General features: G+C 61.2%; 12 protein-coding genes. 8 read left to right on the forward strand and 4 right to left on the reverse strand.

Annotation, left to right across the window (positions count from 1 at the left end; translation table 11 throughout):
- Positions 1 to 12 precede the first annotated feature (12 nt).
- Positions 13 to 1,410 carry a replicative DNA helicase gene (gene dnaB, locus BM026_RS11680; RefSeq protein ID WP_071491667.1) on the forward strand — a complete coding sequence of 466 codons (1,398 nt, stop codon included), beginning with the start codon at positions 13 to 15 and terminating at the stop codon, positions 1,408 to 1,410.
- Between the two features lie 6 nt (positions 1,411 to 1,416).
- Here dnaB and BM026_RS11685 read toward each other — a convergent pair whose 3' ends face one another.
- A complete protein-coding gene (locus BM026_RS11685) occupies positions 1,417 to 5,373 on the reverse strand; it encodes a dermonecrotic toxin domain-containing protein (protein ID WP_093528638.1) in 3,957 nt (1,318 codons plus the stop codon).
- A gap of 218 nt (positions 5,374 to 5,591) precedes the next feature.
- Here BM026_RS11685 and BM026_RS11690 point away from each other — a divergent pair, with 218 nt between their 5' ends.
- From BM026_RS11690 to BM026_RS11715, 6 genes are all read left to right on the forward strand, one after another.
- Entirely contained in the window at positions 5,592 to 7,895 is a 2,304-nt protein-coding gene (locus tag BM026_RS11690) for a YgiQ family radical SAM protein (protein ID WP_071491665.1), read from the forward strand.
- Positions 7,896 to 8,099: 204 nt separating this feature from the next.
- A complete protein-coding gene (locus BM026_RS11695) occupies positions 8,100 to 9,020 on the forward strand; it encodes an Ssp4 family T6SS effector (RefSeq protein ID WP_071491664.1) in 921 nt (306 codons plus the stop codon).
- Positions 9,017 to 9,466: a hypothetical protein gene (locus BM026_RS11700; protein WP_071491663.1), complete on the forward strand. Its 450-nt coding sequence runs from the start codon at positions 9,017 to 9,019 to the stop codon at positions 9,464 to 9,466. The genes BM026_RS11695 and BM026_RS11700 overlap by 4 nt, the downstream gene beginning before the upstream one ends.
- 187 nt (positions 9,467 to 9,653) lie before the next feature.
- Entirely contained in the window at positions 9,654 to 12,944 is a 3,291-nt protein-coding gene (locus BM026_RS11705; protein ID WP_093528608.1) for a transglutaminase family protein, read from the forward strand.
- A 96-nt stretch (positions 12,945 to 13,040) separates the two neighbouring features.
- Positions 13,041 to 15,527: a circularly permuted type 2 ATP-grasp protein gene (locus BM026_RS11710; RefSeq protein WP_093528611.1), complete on the forward strand. Its 2,487-nt coding sequence runs from the start codon at positions 13,041 to 13,043 to the stop codon at positions 15,525 to 15,527.
- On the forward strand, positions 15,527 to 16,417 hold the full coding sequence (locus BM026_RS11715; RefSeq protein ID WP_092246636.1) for a transglutaminase family protein: 891 nt from the start codon (positions 15,527 to 15,529) through the stop codon (positions 16,415 to 16,417). The genes BM026_RS11710 and BM026_RS11715 overlap by 1 nt, the downstream gene beginning before the upstream one ends.
- Positions 16,418 to 16,463: 46 nt before the next feature.
- Here the strand turns inward: BM026_RS11715 and BM026_RS11720 are convergent, their stop codons facing one another.
- Positions 16,464 to 16,646 (reverse strand): hypothetical protein, encoded by a 183-nt coding sequence (locus BM026_RS11720; protein WP_034105670.1) that lies wholly within the window; start codon positions 16,644 to 16,646, stop codon positions 16,464 to 16,466.
- Positions 16,647 to 16,978: 332 nt separating this feature from the next.
- Here BM026_RS11720 and azu point away from each other — a divergent pair, with 332 nt between their 5' ends.
- Positions 16,979 to 17,425, forward strand: a complete 447-nt coding sequence (gene azu, locus BM026_RS11725) for an azurin (RefSeq protein ID WP_010213586.1) — start codon at positions 16,979 to 16,981, stop codon at positions 17,423 to 17,425.
- Between the two features lie 99 nt (positions 17,426 to 17,524).
- On the opposite strand, the gene nadE is transcribed toward azu, so the two are convergent.
- Together nadE and pncB are read right to left on the reverse strand one after the other, a co-directional pair.
- Positions 17,525 to 18,352, reverse strand: coding sequence for an ammonia-dependent NAD(+) synthetase (nadE, locus tag BM026_RS11730; protein WP_071491657.1), 828 nt, complete (start codon positions 18,350 to 18,352; stop codon positions 17,525 to 17,527).
- A 3-nt stretch (positions 18,353 to 18,355) separates the two neighbouring features.
- Entirely contained in the window at positions 18,356 to 19,570 is a 1,215-nt protein-coding gene (gene pncB, locus BM026_RS11735; RefSeq protein ID WP_065900159.1) for a nicotinate phosphoribosyltransferase, read from the reverse strand.
- Positions 19,571 to 19,626: the final 56 nt, after the last annotated feature.

Genomic DNA, 19,626 nt, shown 5'->3' on the forward strand with positions numbered 1-19,626 from the left:
TTCCAAGTGGCCATGAACGATATTTCAGCTCCTGAGCAATACGATCTGCAAACCGCTGCCCTGAAGGTGCCGCCGCATTCCATCGAGGCCGAACAGGCTGTGCTCGGTGGTTTGATGCTGGACAACAACGCCTGGGAACGCGTGCTGGATCAAGTCTCAGACGGTGATTTCTATCGCCATGACCACCGCCTGATCTTCCGCGCCATCGCCAAGCTGGCCGACCAGAACTCGCCGATCGACGTGGTGACCCTGGCCGAACAACTGGACAAGGAAGGCCAGACCTCCCAGGTCGGCGGCCTGGGCTACCTGGGCGAACTGGCGAAAAACACGCCGTCCGTCGCCAACATCAAGGCCTATGCCCAGATCGTTCGCCAGCGCGCCACGTTGCGCCAACTGATCGGCATCAGCACCGAGATCGCCGACAGCGCCTTCAACCCCGAAGGGCGCACCGCCGAAGAGATCCTCGACGAAGCCGAGCGCCAGATCTTCCAGATCGCCGAGGCCCGCCCGAAAACCGGCGGCCCGGTGGGCGTCAACGAGCTGTTGACCAAGGCCATCGACCGCATCGACACCCTGTTCAACACCGACGCCGCCATCACTGGTATTTCCACCGGCTACACCGACCTCGACGAGAAAACCAGCGGCCTGCAGCCCTCCGACTTGATCATCGTCGCCGGCCGTCCTTCCATGGGTAAGACCACCTTCGCGATGAACCTGGTGGAAAACGCGGTGTTGCGCAGCGACAAGACCGTGCTGGTGTACTCCCTGGAGATGCCAGGCGAATCGCTGATCATGCGGATGCTCTCGTCGCTCGGGCGTATCGACCAGACCAAGGTGCGTTCCGGCCAACTGGAAGACGACGATTGGCCGCGCCTGACCTCGGCGGTCAACCTGCTTAACGACCGCAAGCTGTTCATCGATGACACCGCCGGTATCAGCCCCTCGGAAATGCGTGCGCGTACCCGCCGCCTGGCGCGCGAGCACGGCGATATCGCCCTGATCATGATCGACTACCTGCAGTTGATGCAGATCCCCGGTTCCAGCGGCGACAGCCGGACCAACGAGATTTCCGAAATCTCCCGGTCCCTCAAGGCCCTGGCCAAGGAATTCAACTGCCCGGTGGTGGCGCTGTCCCAGCTCAACCGTTCCCTGGAGCAACGCCCCAACAAGCGCCCGGTGAACTCCGACTTGCGCGAATCCGGCGCGATCGAGCAGGACGCCGACGTAATCATGTTCGTGTACCGCGACGAGGTGTACCACCCCGAGACCGAGCACAAGGGCATTGCCGAGATCATCATCGGCAAGCAGCGGAACGGCCCGATCGGGTTTATCCGCCTGGCGTTCATCGGCAAGTACACACGCTTCGAAAACCTCGCGCCGGGCAGTTATAACTTCGACGACGACGAATAACGCGCCTTACGGTCGGGCAAACAGCGCACGGATGGTGGCTTCGTCGTATTGGTAGTTCCAGCGCAACTCAGTGCCGGCGGGAATAGATTCGCTGGCAAATAATCCGGTGAGTATCATTTGATCCTGTCGGTTGCCGACCTGGGCCTGGACCCTGAATTTTGCCGCCTCAACGTTGTAGCCCGAGGCGGCCTGTCGCACCGGAACATCGGCCTCATATTCAAAAATGGTATTGATCCTCGACAACGCGTTGTCGCCGGACAGTACCGGCTGAGTGTTGAGCGCGTGGGGCGACACAGGCCTCACATCCTTGACGGCCATCAGATAAGGATCTCGGCGCGCCTTCGCCACGAAAAACGGCAGGATGTCCCCTCCATACACGCCCAGCGCTTCGCCCTTGCTCAGCGGGCGCCGCGTGATGACCGTGGCTTCGCCGATCATTGCGGCCTCCTGGGGGAATTTTTGATGAGCGGCGGTGAAGGGTAAAACCTCAAGCTTGTCTTCATACAGGCGCGCGACGTTTTCATAACCTTCCCAGCGGATGTAGGGCAGCAGCTGGTCTTTGCTGAATACCGTGCCGGACGTTAACGACTTCCCTTGGGCTTGCATGAGTCGGATCCGCATGGGCTGACCATTTTCATCGCGCAGTGGGTAGCGGCCACAGTTGGCGCGGTCATAAATACGCCGATAGTTCTGGCTGTGCTGGTAGCTGCGCTCGGTGCGCATGTAGGCCAATTCCTGAGGAGTGTAGAGTGCGTCTACAGTGCCTTCCTCGGCTGATCCGTAAGAATTGGACGAGTGTGCCGACCCATACCCGTCAATGGAGTCGACGCTTTCGAGTGATGGCGCAGGCGAGCCCCCTCCGCCCGGTAACCCACCTTTGGCGGGGTCGATTTCCCAACCCCCGTTGGCGTTTTTGCGCAGATAGGGCGAATAGGCCCGGAAACGGCTACGCGCATCGACCAGTCGCCATCCCTGCGGGTCTTTTTTGATCTGGTAGTAGTTCTGCTCGTCCTGGACGTAATAGCGAAAACTTCCGTCAGGCAGTGGCGGCGCTTGAAAGGTCTGGTCAGCCAGCCTTGTCAGTCCGGCCGGAGGGGTTGGTTCGGCGAACAAGGGGTCAAGTGGCAACCCTGCCGAGGGCCGGGTTTCGAGGGTAAGGGGCTTGCCGCGCAGACGCGGAAGGCTGCTGGCCATCAGTGACTTGCCGGATTTGTGCAGGGCCTGCTCAAACGAATCCGCACCCGATTGGCGCAGCAGTGCACGGTGCTCCAAGGGGGAAAGTGTTTGCTCGATTGCGTGAGGCAGATCGGTCAGTGGGGGGGGGAGGGTATCTGGTGAGGCGTGAAGCGCGTATAGCTCGCCTTTGCGGATCAGCGTATGGCTCGAAGTGGCATCCGCGTTACCGATACTCCCCAGAAGCGGCCCCTCGGTACTGTCGTCATACACATCAATCCGGCGCGACCCAGGCCAACCGGGTATCTGCTCCAGTGTGTAAAGCATCAATTGCACGCTTTCCCGGTTGCGCAAGGTATTGAGGAAAATGCTCTCTTGCAGCTGGGCGACCTTTGCCATCTTTGTGTAGTGGTCTGCTTCTTCGAGCGATACGGGGTCCAGGCTGTCTCCCGCTTGCAAGCGTTGGCGTTTGCTTGCTGGGAGTGTGCGCTCTATCTCTTCAAGATGTCGTTTGGACAGTTGCGGCATCAGTGTGCGCAGACTTTTTTCGGTGGGTGTGACCGCGGCTTCATTGGCCGCGTTGAGTTGAGAAAACAGCCATTGTTTTTTCTGTGCGGCCTGCTTGCTCAATCTCAGGGCAAGGTTTTCGGTTTTACTGAAGTAGTCGATAGGCGAGGAGGGCAGCAGATTATTGAACGCGGTCTGAGGCATTTGCGCCTCTATGGCATGCAATAACTCGCCCTTTCTGAAACGGTCTTCGCTGACCTTGATTTCGACGTTGCCCTGACCGAACTGCATCACGGTCTGTTGCTGCTGGTCGACCACCTTCAGCCCGTAAGTGGCGGGCCATTCGGGCAGCGAGGTGAGCAGGTGGGCTTGAATCAGCGGCGAGTGAGCCGTCACGGAGGTGCCCTCGGCACGGCTCAGGTTGAAATCATTGATTTCCTGGTCCAGGTTGAAGTGTGTAACCGTATCGCACAGCAAGGGCGCAGGGCGCACCATCTCTTGATGGGCTTGGCGCAATGTGGTGCTGTCCAGCCCGCTGATCAGCAGGATGGGCTCTACGGACGGTTGGGTTATGTTGGCCGCATCTGGGCCCAGGCGCTTGATCAGTTTGAGCGTGTCCCAATCCTCTGGCGTTTCGTGCACATGGCGCCAGCCGCCGGCTTCGTTGTTCAACAGGGGAGGTGAATAAGCGTGCGGATCGCTGGGGTGTGACAACTCCCATCGTGTGCCATCGGGTGAGCGCTGAATGGCATGGGGGTGATCATCCAGTTTTAGATACGACTGCTGTTGGTATTGATAGATACCTTGTTTATCGGCAACCACGTGTTCAGGCAATGTCGCGGGGTGTTGGTAGGGTTCCAAGTCAGAGTGCCAGAGGCGCCAGCCCTGATTGCGTACCTGAACTTTCACGAGGCCCGCCGTAAAGCGTCCTGCCTTGATCACGCCGGCGGTCGCTACGGCCATGGCAACGTTATCCACCACGTCCAGCAGGTCGTCGAGCGCCTGTTGGCTATCGCCCCGGCTCCAGGCGGCAAAGCCGTTATAGACCGTGCCGATCAATTGGGCGGCGGTAACGACCAGCAGAACCTCCCCGACGATTGGCACGAAGGATGCGGCAAAGAACAGCAGGGATTTACCCAGGTCGGCATAGAACTGCAGGCGTTTTTGTCGGCTGATGGCATCAACCTGTGCCGTCGGGACCGCGACTTCGCAAGCGTCGCTTTCTATCTGGGAAAACCGTCGCAGGATGATGGCGTGGAACAGATTGCCGGTGATTTTGGTCAGGGTCAGCGGTTTGTCCAGCTGCGCTGGCTTGATTTTCCCGGGTGAGCCGATGGGCAGCCAATCAATCCACATGGGCTTTACATGCAGCAGCGATTCTCGCTGATGCACTGGGGCCAGCCGCTTGAAGAAGGCCAGGTAGTCCGGTCGCATCAGGCGTTTAACGAGTTGAGTTTCCAGGTCGTCCATCGAGGGGTGCTGGCGAAGTGCCTCGATCGGGTCTTCAGGTGTGTAGAGAAGCGGTCCGGTTTCTGCCCGGACGTCAACGATGACCAGGACGTCAGGCAACACCACTCCACCAAGCGTCAGGTGAAAGCAGTCGAAGGACACGTGGTGTCCGCGCTCGGAGAGCTCGACCAATTCTTCGTAAAGGGTTTTCGGCATCTTCTTCTTGAGGTAGGCCAGGTGCAAGGCAACGTTGAAACGCTGCTGTTCGTGCTCGCGAAAGAACCGGCGTACCGACAGATTGGTGCTGATGACCGTGCGAATATGCTTGAGGTATTGCCCGCCCAGGTCCAGTTTGCGGCAAAAACCGGCGAAGAGCGTCGCGGAAATCAACGAAGGAAATCGTGAGTCCTGGGTGATGTTGAAAAGCTCGGTCCCGGTCTCCATGCCGCCGTCCTCTGCTTCCGAAGCCTCGAAGTTCTGCAGGGCCGCCTCCAAAAGGGATTGTTCAGTGGTGCGTGCGTGGGTGCGTAGCAGCCCGAACAGGTGATGGTTTTTCCATTCGCGCACCAGGATCGAAGTCTTCGCATTCAGCAGCGTCAGGTATTCGCGGCGCAGCGCCTGCTCAAACAGCGGAAAAGCGAACGCCTCGGGGCTTTGCAGTTGCCTGAGGAGTTCTTGGATCTTGTGCCTGGATTGATTGCTCTTGAGCAGGTTGGCGCGCAGGGCTGCGCGGGTGTCTGCGGGGGAGTCGGTGAGCCAAGTGGGGAGTTGGGTCTGGATGAAGGCGGCGTGGGCGTCGGGTGTTACCAGTGGAGGCGCGGGATTACTGCTCATCTGGGTTTCCATGAAAAGGCTAGTTGAATCCTGACAGCCTATCCAGGGTGTTTCCGGGGATGGGGCTAGCGGATTAGGCCCTTGCCCCCTGCAAATCCGGCTATGAGTACCGGGGAAAAGTGATGCCAGGGTAAAAGCCGACCATTACCGTCGGAATTGGTCAAAATTTGTGCTATATTCCGCGCCCGCGATTTTCCATCTCAACACCGGTCACCGTCATGCAAACAGCCAAGCCGTTATTTGACTATCCCAAGTACTGGGCCGAATGTTTCGGTCCAGCGCCATTCCTGCCGATGAGCAGGGAGGAGATGGATCAGCTTGGCTGGGATTCCTGCGACATCATCATCGTCACCGGTGATGCCTACGTTGACCATCCGTCGTTCGGCATGGCGATCATCGGCCGGCTGCTGGAGTCCCAGGGCTTCCGCGTCGGGATCATTGCCCAGCCGAACTGGCAGTCCAAAGACGACTTCATGAAGCTCGGCGAGCCGAACCTGTTCTTCGGCGTCGCGGCCGGCAACATGGACTCCATGATCAACCGCTACACCGCCGACAAGAAAATCCGCTCCGACGACGCCTACACCCCAGGCGGCATGGCCGGCAAACGCCCGGATCGCGCCAGCCTGGTGTACAGCCAGCGGTGCAAGGAAGCCTACAAGAACGTGCCGATCGTACTCGGCGGCATCGAAGCCTCCCTGCGTCGCATCGCCCACTACGACTACTGGCAGGACCGGGTGCGCAATTCGATCCTGATCGACGCCACCGCCGATATCCTGCTGTACGGCAACGCCGAGCGCGCCATCGTCGAAGTCGCCCAGCGCCTGTCGTGGGGCCACAAGATCGAAGACATCACCGATGTGCGCGGTACCGCGTTCATCCGTCGCGACACGCCGGCCGGCTGGTATGAAGTGGACTCCACGCGTATCGACCGTCCGGGCAAGATCGACAAGATCATCAACCCGTACGTCAACACCCAGGACACCCAGGCCTGCGCCATCGAGCAGGAAAAAGGGCCGCAGGATGATCCGGAAGAAGCCAAGGTCGTGCAGATCCTGGCCAGCCCGAAGATGACCCGCGACAAGACCGTGATCCGCCTGCCATCGGTGGAGAAAGTCCGTGGCGATGCGGTGCTCTACGCCCACGCCAACCGCGTGCTGCACCTGGAAACCAACCCAGGCAACGCCCGCGCCCTGGTGCAGAAGCACGGCGAAGTGGACGTGTGGTTCAACCCGCCACCCATTCCGATGACCACCGAAGAAATGGACTACGTGTTCGGCATGCCGTACGCCCGCGTCCCGCACCCCGCGTACGGCAAGGAAAAAATCCCGGCCTACGACATGATCCGCTTCTCGGTGAACATCATGCGTGGCTGCTTCGGCGGCTGCACTTTCTGCTCCATCACCGAGCACGAAGGCCGCATCATCCAGAACCGTTCCGAAGAGTCGATCATTCGCGAGATCGAAGAGATCCGCGACAAGGTCCCCGGCTTTACCGGCGTGATCTCCGACCTCGGCGGTCCGACCGCGAACATGTACCGCATCGCCTGCAAGAGCCCGGAAATCGAATCCGCGTGCCGCAAGCCGTCGTGCGTGTTCCCCGGTATCTGCCCGAACCTGAACACTGACCACTCGTCGTTGATCCAACTGTACCGCAGCGCCCGTGCGTTGCCGGGTGTGAAGAAGATCCTCATCGCCTCCGGCCTGCGCTACGACCTGGCCGTCGAGTCGCCGGAATACGTGAAAGAGCTGGTCACCCACCACGTCGGCGGCTACCTCAAGATCGCCCCGGAACACACCGAGGAAGGTCCGCTCAACCAGATGATGAAGCCGGGCATTGGCAGCTATGACAAGTTCAAGCGCATGTTCGAGAAGTACACCAAGGAAGCGGGCAAGGAGCAGTACCTGATTCCGTACTTCATCGCCGCCCACCCGGGTACCACCGATGAAGACATGATGAACCTGGCCCTGTGGCTCAAGGGCAACGGCTTCCGCGCCGACCAGGTACAGGCGTTCTACCCGTCGCCGATGGCCACCGCCACGGCCATGTATCACTCGGGCAAGAACCCGCTGCGCAAGGTCACCTACAAGAGCGACGCGGTAACGATCGTCAAGAGCGAAGAGCAGCGCCGCCTGCACAAGGCGTTCCTGCGCTACCACGACCCGAAAGGCTGGCCGATGCTGCGTGAGGCACTGACCCGCATGGGCCGCGCCGACCTGATCGGGCCGGGCAAGGACCAACTGATCCCGTTGCACCAGCCGAGCACCGACAGCTACCAGAGCGCCCGTCGCAAGAACTCGACGCCGGCCGGCAGCCACAAGGTCGCCAAGGAAACCACCACCAGGATCCTCACCCAGCACACCGGCCTGCCGCCGCGCGGCAGTGACGGCAGCAACCCATGGGACAAGCGTGAACAAGCCAAGGCCGCGGCCCAGGCGCGCAACAAGCAGGCCGCCAAGGAGCGTGCCGATGCGGCCAAGGGCAAGGGCGGCAAGCCTGCGCGCAAGCCGGTCGTGCCGCGTTGATCGCAGCCTGAACATGCCAGACGCCAGCCTCGTGCTGGCGTTTTGCTTTCTAGCTGTTGGGTAACCTGTTTGCTAAGGTGGCGCCCATTAGAAAGCCATCGCGGGCAAGCCCGGCTCCCACAGGAGAATGCATTCCAAATGTGGGAGTGGGCTTGCCCGCGATGGGGCCCGCCTGGTCACCATCATTCTCAAGGAAGAACACTTATGGCTAACCCCCTGGCCTCCATCGGCATGGACTCCAACCGCTCTCAGTTCATGGCGCGCCAGCGCATCGAAAGCCAGATCAACCTTCCGCGCCTGTTTGCGGCCATCGACGCCGATCCAGGTATCGTTGGCGCAGGCGTCGTATACATCGACGCCGACTTCAACGTCATTACCCTGCGCGAATTCAAGCCCATCTGCAGCATCAAGCCCAAGCGCATCATTTTGCGTGAAGCGCAGAAGTACATTGCGCCAACACAGTTTGCTCAACATGTCGTGAGCAATCCTCGAGAGTCGCGACTGATTGGCGAAGCCGTGAATACCGGAATCTCCTGCTTGGGGGCGGTCATCAGTTGGGCTGCGATCGCCAGTGGAACCATTCTGGTGCCTTTCAGCGCTGGCGCCAGTTCCGTCATCGTTGTAGTGGGGTATGCGGCCGCCGGCGCGAGTACGCTTCAGTGCTTTAACGGCATTGCTCGAACAGCGCTTGAGGTCGCCAAACCGGAGGTAAACGATTGGCTCGACAGTGAGGGCTGGTACCAGAATGCATCCGTTGTGCTGGACGCCGTTTCACTGGCTGGCGTAGGCGGTTCGGCCCTGACGACGGTCAAGCTGGTCAGGGCTGCCAAAGCATCGACGGGCAAGAGCCTGCGTGATGTGCTTCGCGGTTTGAATCGCCAGGAAAGAGCCAAGCTGACGAAAGAGCTGCTGAGCATCAACCATCCCAGCTTGACCGCCAAGATGCTCAAATTGCGGCAGGCGTCGGGCGAACTCACCAAGCGTTTCACCCCTACGCAGCTCAAGCACAGCACCACGACCCAGATCAAAGACGTCCTCGGCGCAACCGTAGGATTTGGCGGGAGTGCGTACTCCGGAAACGTCAATACCATCGCGATTGGGTTGTACGAGGAAATAAACGAATGAACGAGTTAATGACGCTACGCGACTTTTTCAGGCAATACTTTCTGACGTTTATGGGCGGCGTATTTGCTGCGTGTTTTTCTTTGGCGTTGGCTGTGGCGTTGGCGTTCATCACCTATTTTCGTGATGCGCCCATTGCTCAAGTGGGGCTCAAGATCATGTCTGCCGGGGCGCTGCTCATTCTGTTGACGGTCCATAGCAACTTTATGATTTTGCGGGGCCGCCCCTCCTGGGTGTGGGTGATGGTCGGCATCTACGTCGCCTGTCTGCTGTTTGTAGTTCCGATGATTCAATTCCAGCCTCACAAAATTCTTTATGGGTTGGCGCTGTTATTCCCATTGCTCGGATTATTGACACTTAACAGCAAGGTTCAACGAGAGATGCGCCAGAAGCTGCTTGAAATACGCCACCTGCGCCAAGCCGTGATCGCCAAGCGCAAAACCGGCTGATTGGGTAGATTCCCCACCCACCTTCACACCTGCGCCACAAATATGTGCGTCACTTGCACCAGAGCATCGCCGTTGGCGCCGTTTTGGTGCTGTACTGCACCGGGTCCCACGATAAAGCGCAATGACCGCCGCTCTGGCATAAGTCTTGCGCGCTTTGTGTCCATGCCCTGGCTCGCAGGAGGCCGCCGTGTCGATTCATATCGCGTTGCACCACGTTACGCATTACCGCTACGACCGTGCTGTCGAACTCGGCCCGCAGATTGTACGGTTGCGTCCGGCCGCCCATAGCCGCACGCGGATTCTGTCCTACGCGCTGAAAGTGCTGCCCGAGCAGCATTTTATCAATTGGCAGCAAGACCCCCAGGGCAATTACCTGGCGCGGTTGGTGTTCCCGGAAAAGACCGATGAGCTGCGCATCGAGGTCGACCTGGTTGCCGAGATGGCGGTGTTCAACCCGTTCGACTTTTTCCTTGAACCCTACGCCGAAAAAATCCCCTTTAGCTATGCCGCCGATGAACAACGCGAGCTGGCGCCGTACCTGGAAACCCTGCCGCTGACGCCGAAGTTCGCCGCGTACCTTGCGGGCATCGACCGTACGCCGTTGCCGGCCGTGGATTTCCTGGTGGGCCTCAATCAGCGCCTGGCGGCCGACATCGGCTACCTGATCCGCATGGAACCGGGCGTGCAGACGCCGGAATTCACCCTGGAAAACGCCTCCGGCTCCTGCCGTGATTCGGCCTGGCTGCTGGTGCAATTGCTGCGCAACCTGGGCTTGGCGGCGCGGTTTGTGTCTGGCTATCTGATCCAGTTGACCGCCGACGTCAAAGCCCTCGACGGCCCGTCCGGCACCGAAGTGGACTTCACCGACCTGCACGCCTGGTGCGAAGTGTATTTGCCCGGCGCCGGTTGGATCGGCCTGGATGCCACCTCCGGGCTGTTCGCCGGTGAAGGGCATATCCCGTTGGCCTGCAGTCCCGATCCCTCATCTGCCGCGCCGATCAGTGGGCTGGTGGAACCCTGCGAGTGTGAATTCACCCACGAAATGTCTGTAGAGAGGATTTGGGAGGCCCCACGGGTCACCAAGCCCTACACCGAGGAACAGTGGCTGGCGATTCAGGCACTGGGACGGCAGATCGATGGCGACCTGCTCAAGGACGATGTCCGCCTGACCATGGGCGGCGAGCCGACCTTTGTCTCCATCGACGATCCCGACGGCGCCGAATGGAACACCGCCGCCCTCGGCCCGGACAAACGCCGCCTGTCCGCCGAGCTGTTCCAGCGCATGCGCAAGCACTACGCGCCCAAAGGGCTGGTGCACTTCGGCCAGGGCAAGTGGTACCCCGGCGAGCAACTGCCGCGCTGGTCGCTCAACTGCTACTGGCGCCGTGACGGCGTGCCGATCTGGCACAACAGCGCGTTGATCGCCGATGAGCAAAAGGATTACGGTGCGGACGGCGTGATGGCCGGGCGTTTCCTGGCCAGCGTCGCCGAACGCCTTAAGCTGCCGGCACGCTTTGTGTTCCCGGCCTTCGAAGACAATTTCTATTACCTGTGGCGCGAAGGCGCGCTGCCGCAGAACGTCACCGCCCAGGACCCGCGCCTGGGCGATGAACTGGAGCGCGAACGCCTGCGCAAGGTGTTCGCCCAGGGCCTGGATAAAATCATCGGGCAAGTACTGCCGCTGGCGCGTACGCCTGCCAATGATCGTTGGCAGAGTGGTCGCTGGTACCTGCGCGATAACCACTGCCGTTTGGTGCCGGGAGATTCTCCCCTGGGCTATCGCCTGCCGTTGGCTTCGCAGCCGTGGGTGACGGCGGCGGAGTATCCGTTTGTGCACCCGACGGACCCTAACCAGGATCAGCCCGAGCTGCCGTCCACCGCCCAACTGCAAAGCCATGGCGAACCTGCGCCGAGTGATGAACGTGTACCCAAGGTGGACGAGTCCGCCGACTGGCTGACCCGCACCGCACTGTGCGCCGAAGCGCGGGAAGGGCGGCTCTATCTGTTCATGCCGCCGCTGGAGCGCGTCGAGGACTATCTGGAACTGGTGGCGGCCATCGAAGCCACCGCTGAAGAACTGCACTGCCCGGTCTTGCTCGAAGGCTACGAGCCACCGGCCGATTCGCGCCTGAGCAACTTTCGCGTCACGCCGGACCCGGGTGTGATCGAGGTCAACGTGCAGCCGTCCGCCTCCTGGGACGAGTTGGTCGAGCGCACCGAGTTCCTCTACGAAGAGGCGCGGCAAACCCGCCTGACCACCGAGAAATTCATGATCGACGGGCGCCATACCGGCACCGGTGGCGGTAACCATTTCGTGCTCGGTGGCGCCACGCCCAAGGATTCGCCGTTCCTGCGTCGCCCCGATCTGCTGCGCAGCTTGATCAGCTACTGGCACAACCATCCTTCGTTGTCCTACCTGTTTTCCGGCCTGTTCATCGGCCCGACCTCCCAGGCGCCCCGGGTGGACGAGGCGCGCAACGATGCGCTGTATGAGCTGGAAATCGCCTTCGCGCAAATGCCTGCTCCCGGCGAAGAATGCCCGCCCTGGCTGGTCGACCGCCTGCTGCGCAACCTGCTGATCGACGTGACCGGCAACACTCACCGCGCCGAATTCTGCATCGACAAACTCTACTCACCGGATGGCGCTACCGGCCGCCTGGGCCTGCTGGAACTGCGTGCATTCGAGATGCCGCCCCATGCACGCATGAGCCTGACCCAACAACTGCTGCTGCGTGCCTTGGTCGCGCGCTTCTGGCGCGAGCCCTATGCACCGCCGAAGCTGGCGCGCTGGGGCACCGAGTTGCACGACCGCTTCCTGTTGCCGCACTTTATCGAGCAGGATTTTGCCGATGTGATCGTCGAGCTCAACGCAGCCGGCTACCCGCTGCGCGCCGAGTGGTTTGCCGCGCACCTGGAGTTCCGTTTTCCCAAGGTTGGCGACTACGCCGTCAGCGGTATCGAACTGGAACTGCGCCAGGCCCTGGAGCCCTGGCATGTACTGGGCGAGGAGGGCGCGGTGGGCGGTACGGTTCGCTATGTGGATTCGTCGCTGGAGCGCCTGCAAGTCAAGTTGACCGGGCTGCCACCGCAACGCTACCTGCTGACCTGCAACGGCATCCCGGTGCCGCTGCAGGCCACCGGGCGCGTCGGTGAGTTTGTCGCCGGCGTGCGTTATCGCGCCTGGCAACCGGCCAACTGCCTGCAACCGACCATCCCGGTGCATGCGCCCTTGGTGTTCGATCTGCTGGATACCTGGATGCAGCGCTCGTTGGGCGGCTGCCAGTACCACGTCGCCCATCCGGGTGGACGCAATTACGACAGCTTGCCGGTAAATGCCAATGAGGCGGAGAGCCGGCGGATGGCGCGGTTTTTCCGGCTTGGGCATAGCCCCGGCAAGCTCCCCGTACCGACGGTAACCATCAACGATGAATTACCGATGACCCTGGATATGCGGCGTTTCCCCAATAAAAATGACTGAACACTGTTTAAGTGTGGGAGAGGGCAAGCCCCCTCCCACAGTGGATTGCAGTGAATTTGAGTTAATCTGAGCCCCCTTGTCCCTGCCGAGCGTTCCATGTCCGACTTGCTCGACCGTTACCCGCTGACCGCGGGCACTTATCACGAACTGCTGGACGACAGCGGCGCAGTGCGTGCCCATTGGCAGCGCCTGCTCGACCACCTGCAACGCAGCACGCCTGCACAATTGGCCCAGCGCCAGGCGCTGCTGACCCGGCAGATCCAGGAAAACGGCGTGACCTACAATGTCTACGCCGACCCCAAGGGCGCCGACCGCCCCTGGGAATTGGACCTGCTGCCCCATGTGCTGGCCGCCGATGAATGGCAGCACCTGTGCGCCGGTATCGCCCAGCGTGCACGCCTGCTCAATGCCGTGCTTGCCGACCTGTATGGCCCGCAACGCCTGATCAAGGAAGGCTTGCTGCCGGCCGAGCTGGTGTTCGGGCATAACAACTTCCTGTGGCCGTGCCAGGGTATCCAACCGCCGGACGGTGCCTTTTTGCACCTGTACGCCGTGGACCTTGCGCGCACGCCGGATGGCCGCTGGTGGGTCACCGCCGACCGTACCCAGGCGCCGTCGGGCGCCGGTTATGCATTGGAAAACCGCACTATCGTGTCCCGCGCCTTTCCGGATCTTTACCGCGACTTGCAGGTGCAGCACCTCACCGGTTTCTTCCGCACCTTGCAGGAAACCCTGGCCCGCCAGGCGCCCGGCGATGACCAGCCGCCGTTGATCGTGCTGCTCACCCCTGGCCGGTTCAACGAAAGCTACTTCGAGCACCTCTACCTCGCCCGCCAGCTCGGCTACCCGCTGGTGGAAGGCGGCGACCTCACCGTGCGTGACAGCACGGTGTTCCTGAAAACCCTCAGCGGCCTGCGCCGGGTGCACGCAATCATGCGTCGCCTGGATGATGACTTCTGCGACCCGCTGGAACTGCGCACCGACTCCGCCCTCGGGGTACCCGGCCTGCTTGATGCGGTGCGCCAAGGCAACGTGCTGGTGGCCAATGCCTTGGGCAGCGGTGTGCTGGAGTCCCCCGGTTTGCTGGGTTTCCTGCCGAAGATCAACGAATTCCTGTTTGGCGAAGAACTGATCCTGCCGTCCATCGCCACCTGGTGGTGCGGTGAAGCGCCGGTACTGGCCGAGGCCCTGGAAAAACTGCCGGAGCTGCTGATCAAGCCTGCGTTTCCGTCGCAGAGTTTCACCCCGGTATTTGGCCGTGACCTGAATGAAGAACAGCGCGAAGCCCTGGCCGAGCGCATGCGTGCGCGGCCCTACGCGTACGTCGCCCAGGAGTTGGCGCAGCTGTCCCAGGCGCCGGTGTGGCACACCGAGGATGATCATTTGCAACACCGCGCCATCGGCATGCGCGTGTACGCCGTGGCCAGCGATGACGGTTATCGCGTGTTGCCCGGCGGCCTGACACGGGTCGCCGCTGAAGCCGATGCCGAAGTGGTGTCGATGCAACGCGGCGGCGCCAGCAAGGACACCTGGGTGCTCGGTGAACGCGCATCCGGTGGTGAACATTGGCGCGCACAACGCGCAATCGGCGCCCATGATCTGGTACGACGCGACCCTTATCTGCCGTCCCGCGTAGTGGAAAACCTGTTCTGGTTCGGCCGTTACTGCGAACGCTGTGACGACAGTGCGCGTTGGCTGCGCATCGTGCTGGCGCGTTATGTGGACGGCGACGATCCACTGGCCTTGCAGGCCGCCGTCGAGCTGGGCGAAAACCTGCGCCTATTGCCGGAAGAGGGCGAGTTACCGGAGCGCTTGCAGGCCGCACTCTTGGGCGATGACTGGCCATCGAGCCTGCGCGCCAACCTGCAACGCTTGCAATGGGCGGCGTCCCAGGTGCGCGGCAAGCTGTCCCGGGAGAACTGGCAGGCCCTGGTGGAGCTGCAACGCGAAGCCCTGGAGCTGGAAAGCGAGACCCCGGATTTTGGCGAATTGCTGGACTTTCTCAACCGCCTGGTGATGTCCCTGGCGGCGCTGTCCGGGTTCGCCCTGGACGACATGACCCGCGACGAAGGCTGGCGCTTTTTGATGATGGGCCGGCGCATCGAGCGCCTGCAATTCCTGAGCAGCAGCCTGGCGGCATTCCTGCGCGGTGTGGCAGTGTTTGACCAGGCTGGCTTGGAGTGGTTGTTGGAGTTGGGCAACAGCAGCATCACCTATCGCTCGCGCTACCTGGCGGTGCCGCAGTTGATCCCGGTGCTCGATCTGTTGCTGCTGGATGAACAGAACCCCCATGCGGTGCTGTTCCAGCTCAAACTGGTGAGCCGCACCCTGCGCCGTCTCAACGACGACTTTGGCGTGCCGCGTGAAACCGGCCTCGGCCCGTTGGTGGAGCGCCTGGCGCGCTTCGACCTGGGCTGCCTGGAGAACCCATTGTTCGGCGAGTCCAGCGTGCGTGCCGCACTGGACGGCCTGGCCGACCTGCTGCAAGCAGTGGCCGATGAGAGTGGGCAAGTGTCGGATCGCCTGGCCTTGCGCCATTTTGCCCATGTGGATGATGTCAGCCAGCAAACGGTGTCGGTGTGATGAGTGCGCGCTACCAGATTTTCCACGATACCCATTACCACTACGACAGCCCGGTGTCCCTGGCCCAGCAGTTGGCGCACCTGTGGCCACGGCCGTGCGCCTGGCAGCGTTGCAGCTCGCAGCAACTGGATATCAGCCCGCAGCCGTCGTCGCGCCGCGATGAGCTGGACGTGTTCGGCAACCCTATCACCCGCCTGGCGTTCGAGCGGCCCCATGACGAACTGCTGGTGAATGCCGGGCTGACCGTGGAAGTGCTGGCGCGGCCGGTGCTGGATTTCCAGCAATCGCCGGCCTGGGACCAGACCCGCGACCGCCTGACCTACAGCAGCCAGCCGATGTCCGGCGAGCTGATCGAAGCCTGCCGCTATCGTTTCGAATCGCCCTACGTGCACTTGAAGAAAACCTTCGTCGAGTTCTCCGAAAGCTGTTTTCCGCCTGGCAAGCCGTTGCTGCTGGGCGTGCGGGCATTGATGGAGAAGATCTTCAGCGAATTCACCTTCGATGCCGAAGCCACCCAGGTGGCCACGCCGCTGGTGGAAGTGCTGGAGCGCCGTCGCGGCGTGTGCCAGGACTTCGCCCACCTGATGCTCGCCTGCCTGCGCTCCCGAGGCCTGGCGGCGCGTTACATCAGTGGCTATCTGCTCACCCAGCCACCGCCCGGCCAGCCACGGCTGATCGGCGCCGATGCGTCCCATGCGTGGGTCTCGGTGTATTGCCCGGTTTCAGGCTGGGTGGATTTTGATCCGACGAACAATGTGCAGCCGGCACTGGAGCACATCACCCTGGCCTGGGGCCGGGACTTTTCCGATGTGTCGCCGTTGCGGGGGGTGATTCTGGGGGGAGGGAGCCATGACCCGGAGGTGCGGGTGACGGTGATGCCGCTGGAATGATGGTTGATTGTGCCGAGCCGGAGCAGCCGGCTCAGCACAAAGGAAATTATTCAGCCGGATCTTTTGGTGTTTCGGTCTCGTCGCTCGTTACTTCAGCATCAGCGTCCGGGTTCAGTGCGCCAGCTTCTTCGTCTGCAGCGGCTTTCTTGCGTTGCAGTTTTTCCTCTTTCTTCTGTTCCTTGGCCAAGTCTCTCTGACGTTTGGCGAAGGAGTAATTAGGTTTGGCCATGGGCGATCCTCTAAGGTCGAAGGTGAGGGTGGCGGCGCGCAGCTGCCTTGGGACGACATGGTAGCAGCTTCAAGGTGCGCTTGGCCTTCACTTACCGCAGGCGTAGGCGGCCAGCAGGCCGTTGAACAGTTGATTGAGGTGCATGGCTCGGACTCCAGTGGGTGATGGGCCGATCATAATCAGCGTGCGGCACTTTGGCTGGTTGATTGTGTCGATAAGTCTGATAGCCTAAAGTTGTATACAATCTGTTGATTCAGGTCATAAGAATTTCTGCCTGCTTCAGGCACCCTTGTCGCATTACGCGTTTTTTAAACCCTGCCTTGGAGATTCACATGTTTGCCAAACTCGTTGCTGTTTCCCTGCTGACTCTGGCAAGTGGCCAGTTGCTTGCTGCAGAGTGCAAGGTCACTGTCGACTCCACCGACCAAATGTCCTTCAACACCAAAGCCATCGAAATCGACAAGAGCTGCAAGACATTCACCGTTGAGCTGACGCACTCCGGCAACCTGCCGAAAAACGTCATGGGCCACAACTGGGTGCTGACCAGCGCCGCCAACATGCAGCCGGTTGCCACTGACGGCATGGCCGCCGGTATCGACAAGGACTACCTGAAACCAGGTGATGACCGCATCATCGCCCACACCAAGATCATCGGTGCCGGCGAGAAAGACTCGGTGACCTTCGATGTGTCGAAGCTGGCCGCCGGGACTGACTACGCGTTCTTCTGCTCGTTCCCAGGCCACATCTCGATGATGAAAGGCACTGTGACCGTCAAGTAACACCGCATCACCGTTCATCGGGGGCAAGCCCCCTCCCACATTTGGATGTGTTCACAAATCAAAGTGTGGGAGGGGGCTTGCCCCCGATGGCGTCCTACCTCACGGCGCAAACGGCATGACCCGCTTGTGCTCGGTCTTGCGATACGTCTCGCAGATAATCCTGAACGCTTCCTCACGCACCGGCTCGCCGTGCAGGAACGCATCGATCTCCGCGTAGGTCACGCCATGTGACGCTTCGTCCGGCTTGCCCGGCGACAGGTCTTCCAGGTCCGCGGTCGGTACTTTTTCCACCAACGACTCCGGCGCCCCGAAGTACCGCGCAATCGCACGCACCTGGTTCTTCACCAGCCCGCTCAACGGTGCCAAATCGCAGGCCCCATCACCGAACTTGGTGAAAAAGCCCATCACCGCTTCCGCCGCATGGTCGGTGCCGATCACCAGGCCACCGGTCGCGCCCGCGATGGTGTACTGCGCCACCATGCGCATGCGCGCCTTGGTGTTGCCCAGCACGAAATCGCGGGACACCGCCGCCTTGCCTTCGAACGCCGCCACTTCATTGGCCAGGGCTTTGACCGCCGGGCCGATGTTCACAGTATGGCGCTCGTCCGGCTCGATAAAGTCCACCGAGGCCGTGGCGTCGATTTCGTCGAACTGGGTTTCGTAGGGCAGGCGCACCGCGATAAAGCGGTAGGCCTCATCACCGGTATTTTCACGCAGCTCTTTCACCGCGCGTTGGGCCAACAGGCCGGCGGTCAGGGAGTCGACACCACCGCTGATGCCCAGCACCAGCGCCTTGAGCCCGGCATTGCGCAGGCAATCCTGGATAAACCCCACGCGACGGGCAACCTCGGCCTCAAGTGCGGCCTGGTCGTTGAACGGCGCTTGGACCTTGAGCTGCTGCGCAATCTCACGCTGTACGGCTTGCATGATTCACTCCTTGCTGGATAGGGCAGGTACTTTGAAAACGTGACGCAAATAGGCGACGAAATTCGGGTCGGTGCAGTGGGTCTTGCCCGCTTCATCGGAGATCTTCGCGACGGGCTGGCCATTGCAGGCGGTCATTTTAAGCACGATGCTCATCGGCTCGACACCTGGAATGTCACAGGTCAGGTTGGTGCCGATGCCAAAGCTCACATTGATCCGACCACGCAGTGCGCGGAATATTTCCAGGGCCTTGGGCAGCGACAGACTGTCGGAGAACACCAGGGTCTTGCTCATCGGCTCGATGCCGAGCTTGTGGTAGTGGGCGATGGCTTTTTCCGCCCACTGCACCGGGTCGCCGGAGTCGTGGCGCAGGCCGTCGAACAGCTTGGCGAAGTACAAGTCGAAGTCGCCGAGGAACGCGTCGGTGGTGATGCAGTCGGTCAGGGCGATGCCCAGCAGGCCACGGTATTCGCGGACCCAGCAGTCCAGCGCGGCGATCTGGCTGTCGATCAGGCGTGGGCCGAGTTGCTGGTGGGCCATGATCCATTCGTGGGCCATGGTGCCCAGCGGCTTCATATCGAATTCGCGGGCCAGATGCACGTTGCTGGTGCCGACAAAGCGCCCGGGGAAGTCATGCTTGAGCACACTGACCACTTCTTCCTGCACACGGTACGAGAAGCGCCGGCGCGTGCCGAAGTCGGCCACTTGCAGCTCGGACAGCTCGTCGCTGCTGGCGTTGGCGGTCAGCCAGTCGAACTTGCGGTACAACTGCTCGCGGGCCTGTTCGAGGATCACCGTCTGGTAGCGGTAGCGGTTACGCACTTCGCTGACGATGGCCAGCATCGGCACTTCAAACAGAATCACATGCAGCCACGGCCCGCGCAGGCGGATGAACAGCTCACCGTTCTCGATGCCGGTCTGCACGTAGCGCAGGTTGAAGCGGAACAGCCCGAGAAAGCGCAAAAAATCCGGCTTCATGAAGCTGATGCGCTCCAGGAAACCCAGTTGGTCGGGGCTCAGGCTCAGCTCGGCAAGACGTTCGATCTGGTAGCGGATCTCGGCCAGGTACGGGCGCAAGTCTTCGCTGTTACGGCAACGGAACTCCCATTCAACTTCCACGTTGGGGTAGTTGTGCAGCACCGCCTGCATCATGGTCAGCTTGTAGAAGTCGGTGTCGAGCAAGTTCTGCACGATGCGATCGGCAAACACACTCTCGCTCATAACGGGAATCTCCAGACGGGACGGCGATGGGCGCCGACCTTTACGCACAATTAAGG

The sequence above is a fragment of the Pseudomonas sp. NFPP24 genome (assembly GCF_900112095.1).
GTDB classification, from domain to species: domain Bacteria; phylum Pseudomonadota; class Gammaproteobacteria; order Pseudomonadales; family Pseudomonadaceae; genus Aquipseudomonas; species Aquipseudomonas extremorientalis.

Coding starts and splice junctions, on each gene's coding strand:
- BM026_RS11700 (WP_071491663.1), top strand. CDS start 9,017: ATGAACGAGTTAATGACGCTACGCGACTTTTTCAGGCAATACTTTCTG.
- BM026_RS11715 (WP_092246636.1), top strand. CDS start 15,527: ATGAGTGCGCGCTACCAGATTTTCCACGATACCCATTACCACTACGAC.
- BM026_RS11685 (WP_093528638.1), bottom strand. CDS start 5,373: ATGAGCAGTAATCCCGCGCCTCCACTGGTAACACCCGACGCCCACGCC.
- dnaB (WP_071491667.1), top strand. CDS start 13: ATGAACGATATTTCAGCTCCTGAGCAATACGATCTGCAAACCGCTGCC.
- BM026_RS11710 (WP_093528611.1), top strand. CDS start 13,041: ATGTCCGACTTGCTCGACCGTTACCCGCTGACCGCGGGCACTTATCAC.
- BM026_RS11690 (WP_071491665.1), top strand. CDS start 5,592: ATGCAAACAGCCAAGCCGTTATTTGACTATCCCAAGTACTGGGCCGAA.
- pncB (WP_065900159.1), bottom strand. CDS start 19,570: ATGAGCGAGAGTGTGTTTGCCGATCGCATCGTGCAGAACTTGCTCGAC.
- BM026_RS11720 (WP_034105670.1), bottom strand. CDS start 16,646: ATGGCCAAACCTAATTACTCCTTCGCCAAACGTCAGAGAGACTTGGCC.
- nadE (WP_071491657.1), bottom strand. CDS start 18,352: ATGCAAGCCGTACAGCGTGAGATTGCGCAGCAGCTCAAGGTCCAAGCG.
- azu (WP_010213586.1), top strand. CDS start 16,979: ATGTTTGCCAAACTCGTTGCTGTTTCCCTGCTGACTCTGGCAAGTGGC.
- BM026_RS11695 (WP_071491664.1), top strand. CDS start 8,100: ATGGCTAACCCCCTGGCCTCCATCGGCATGGACTCCAACCGCTCTCAG.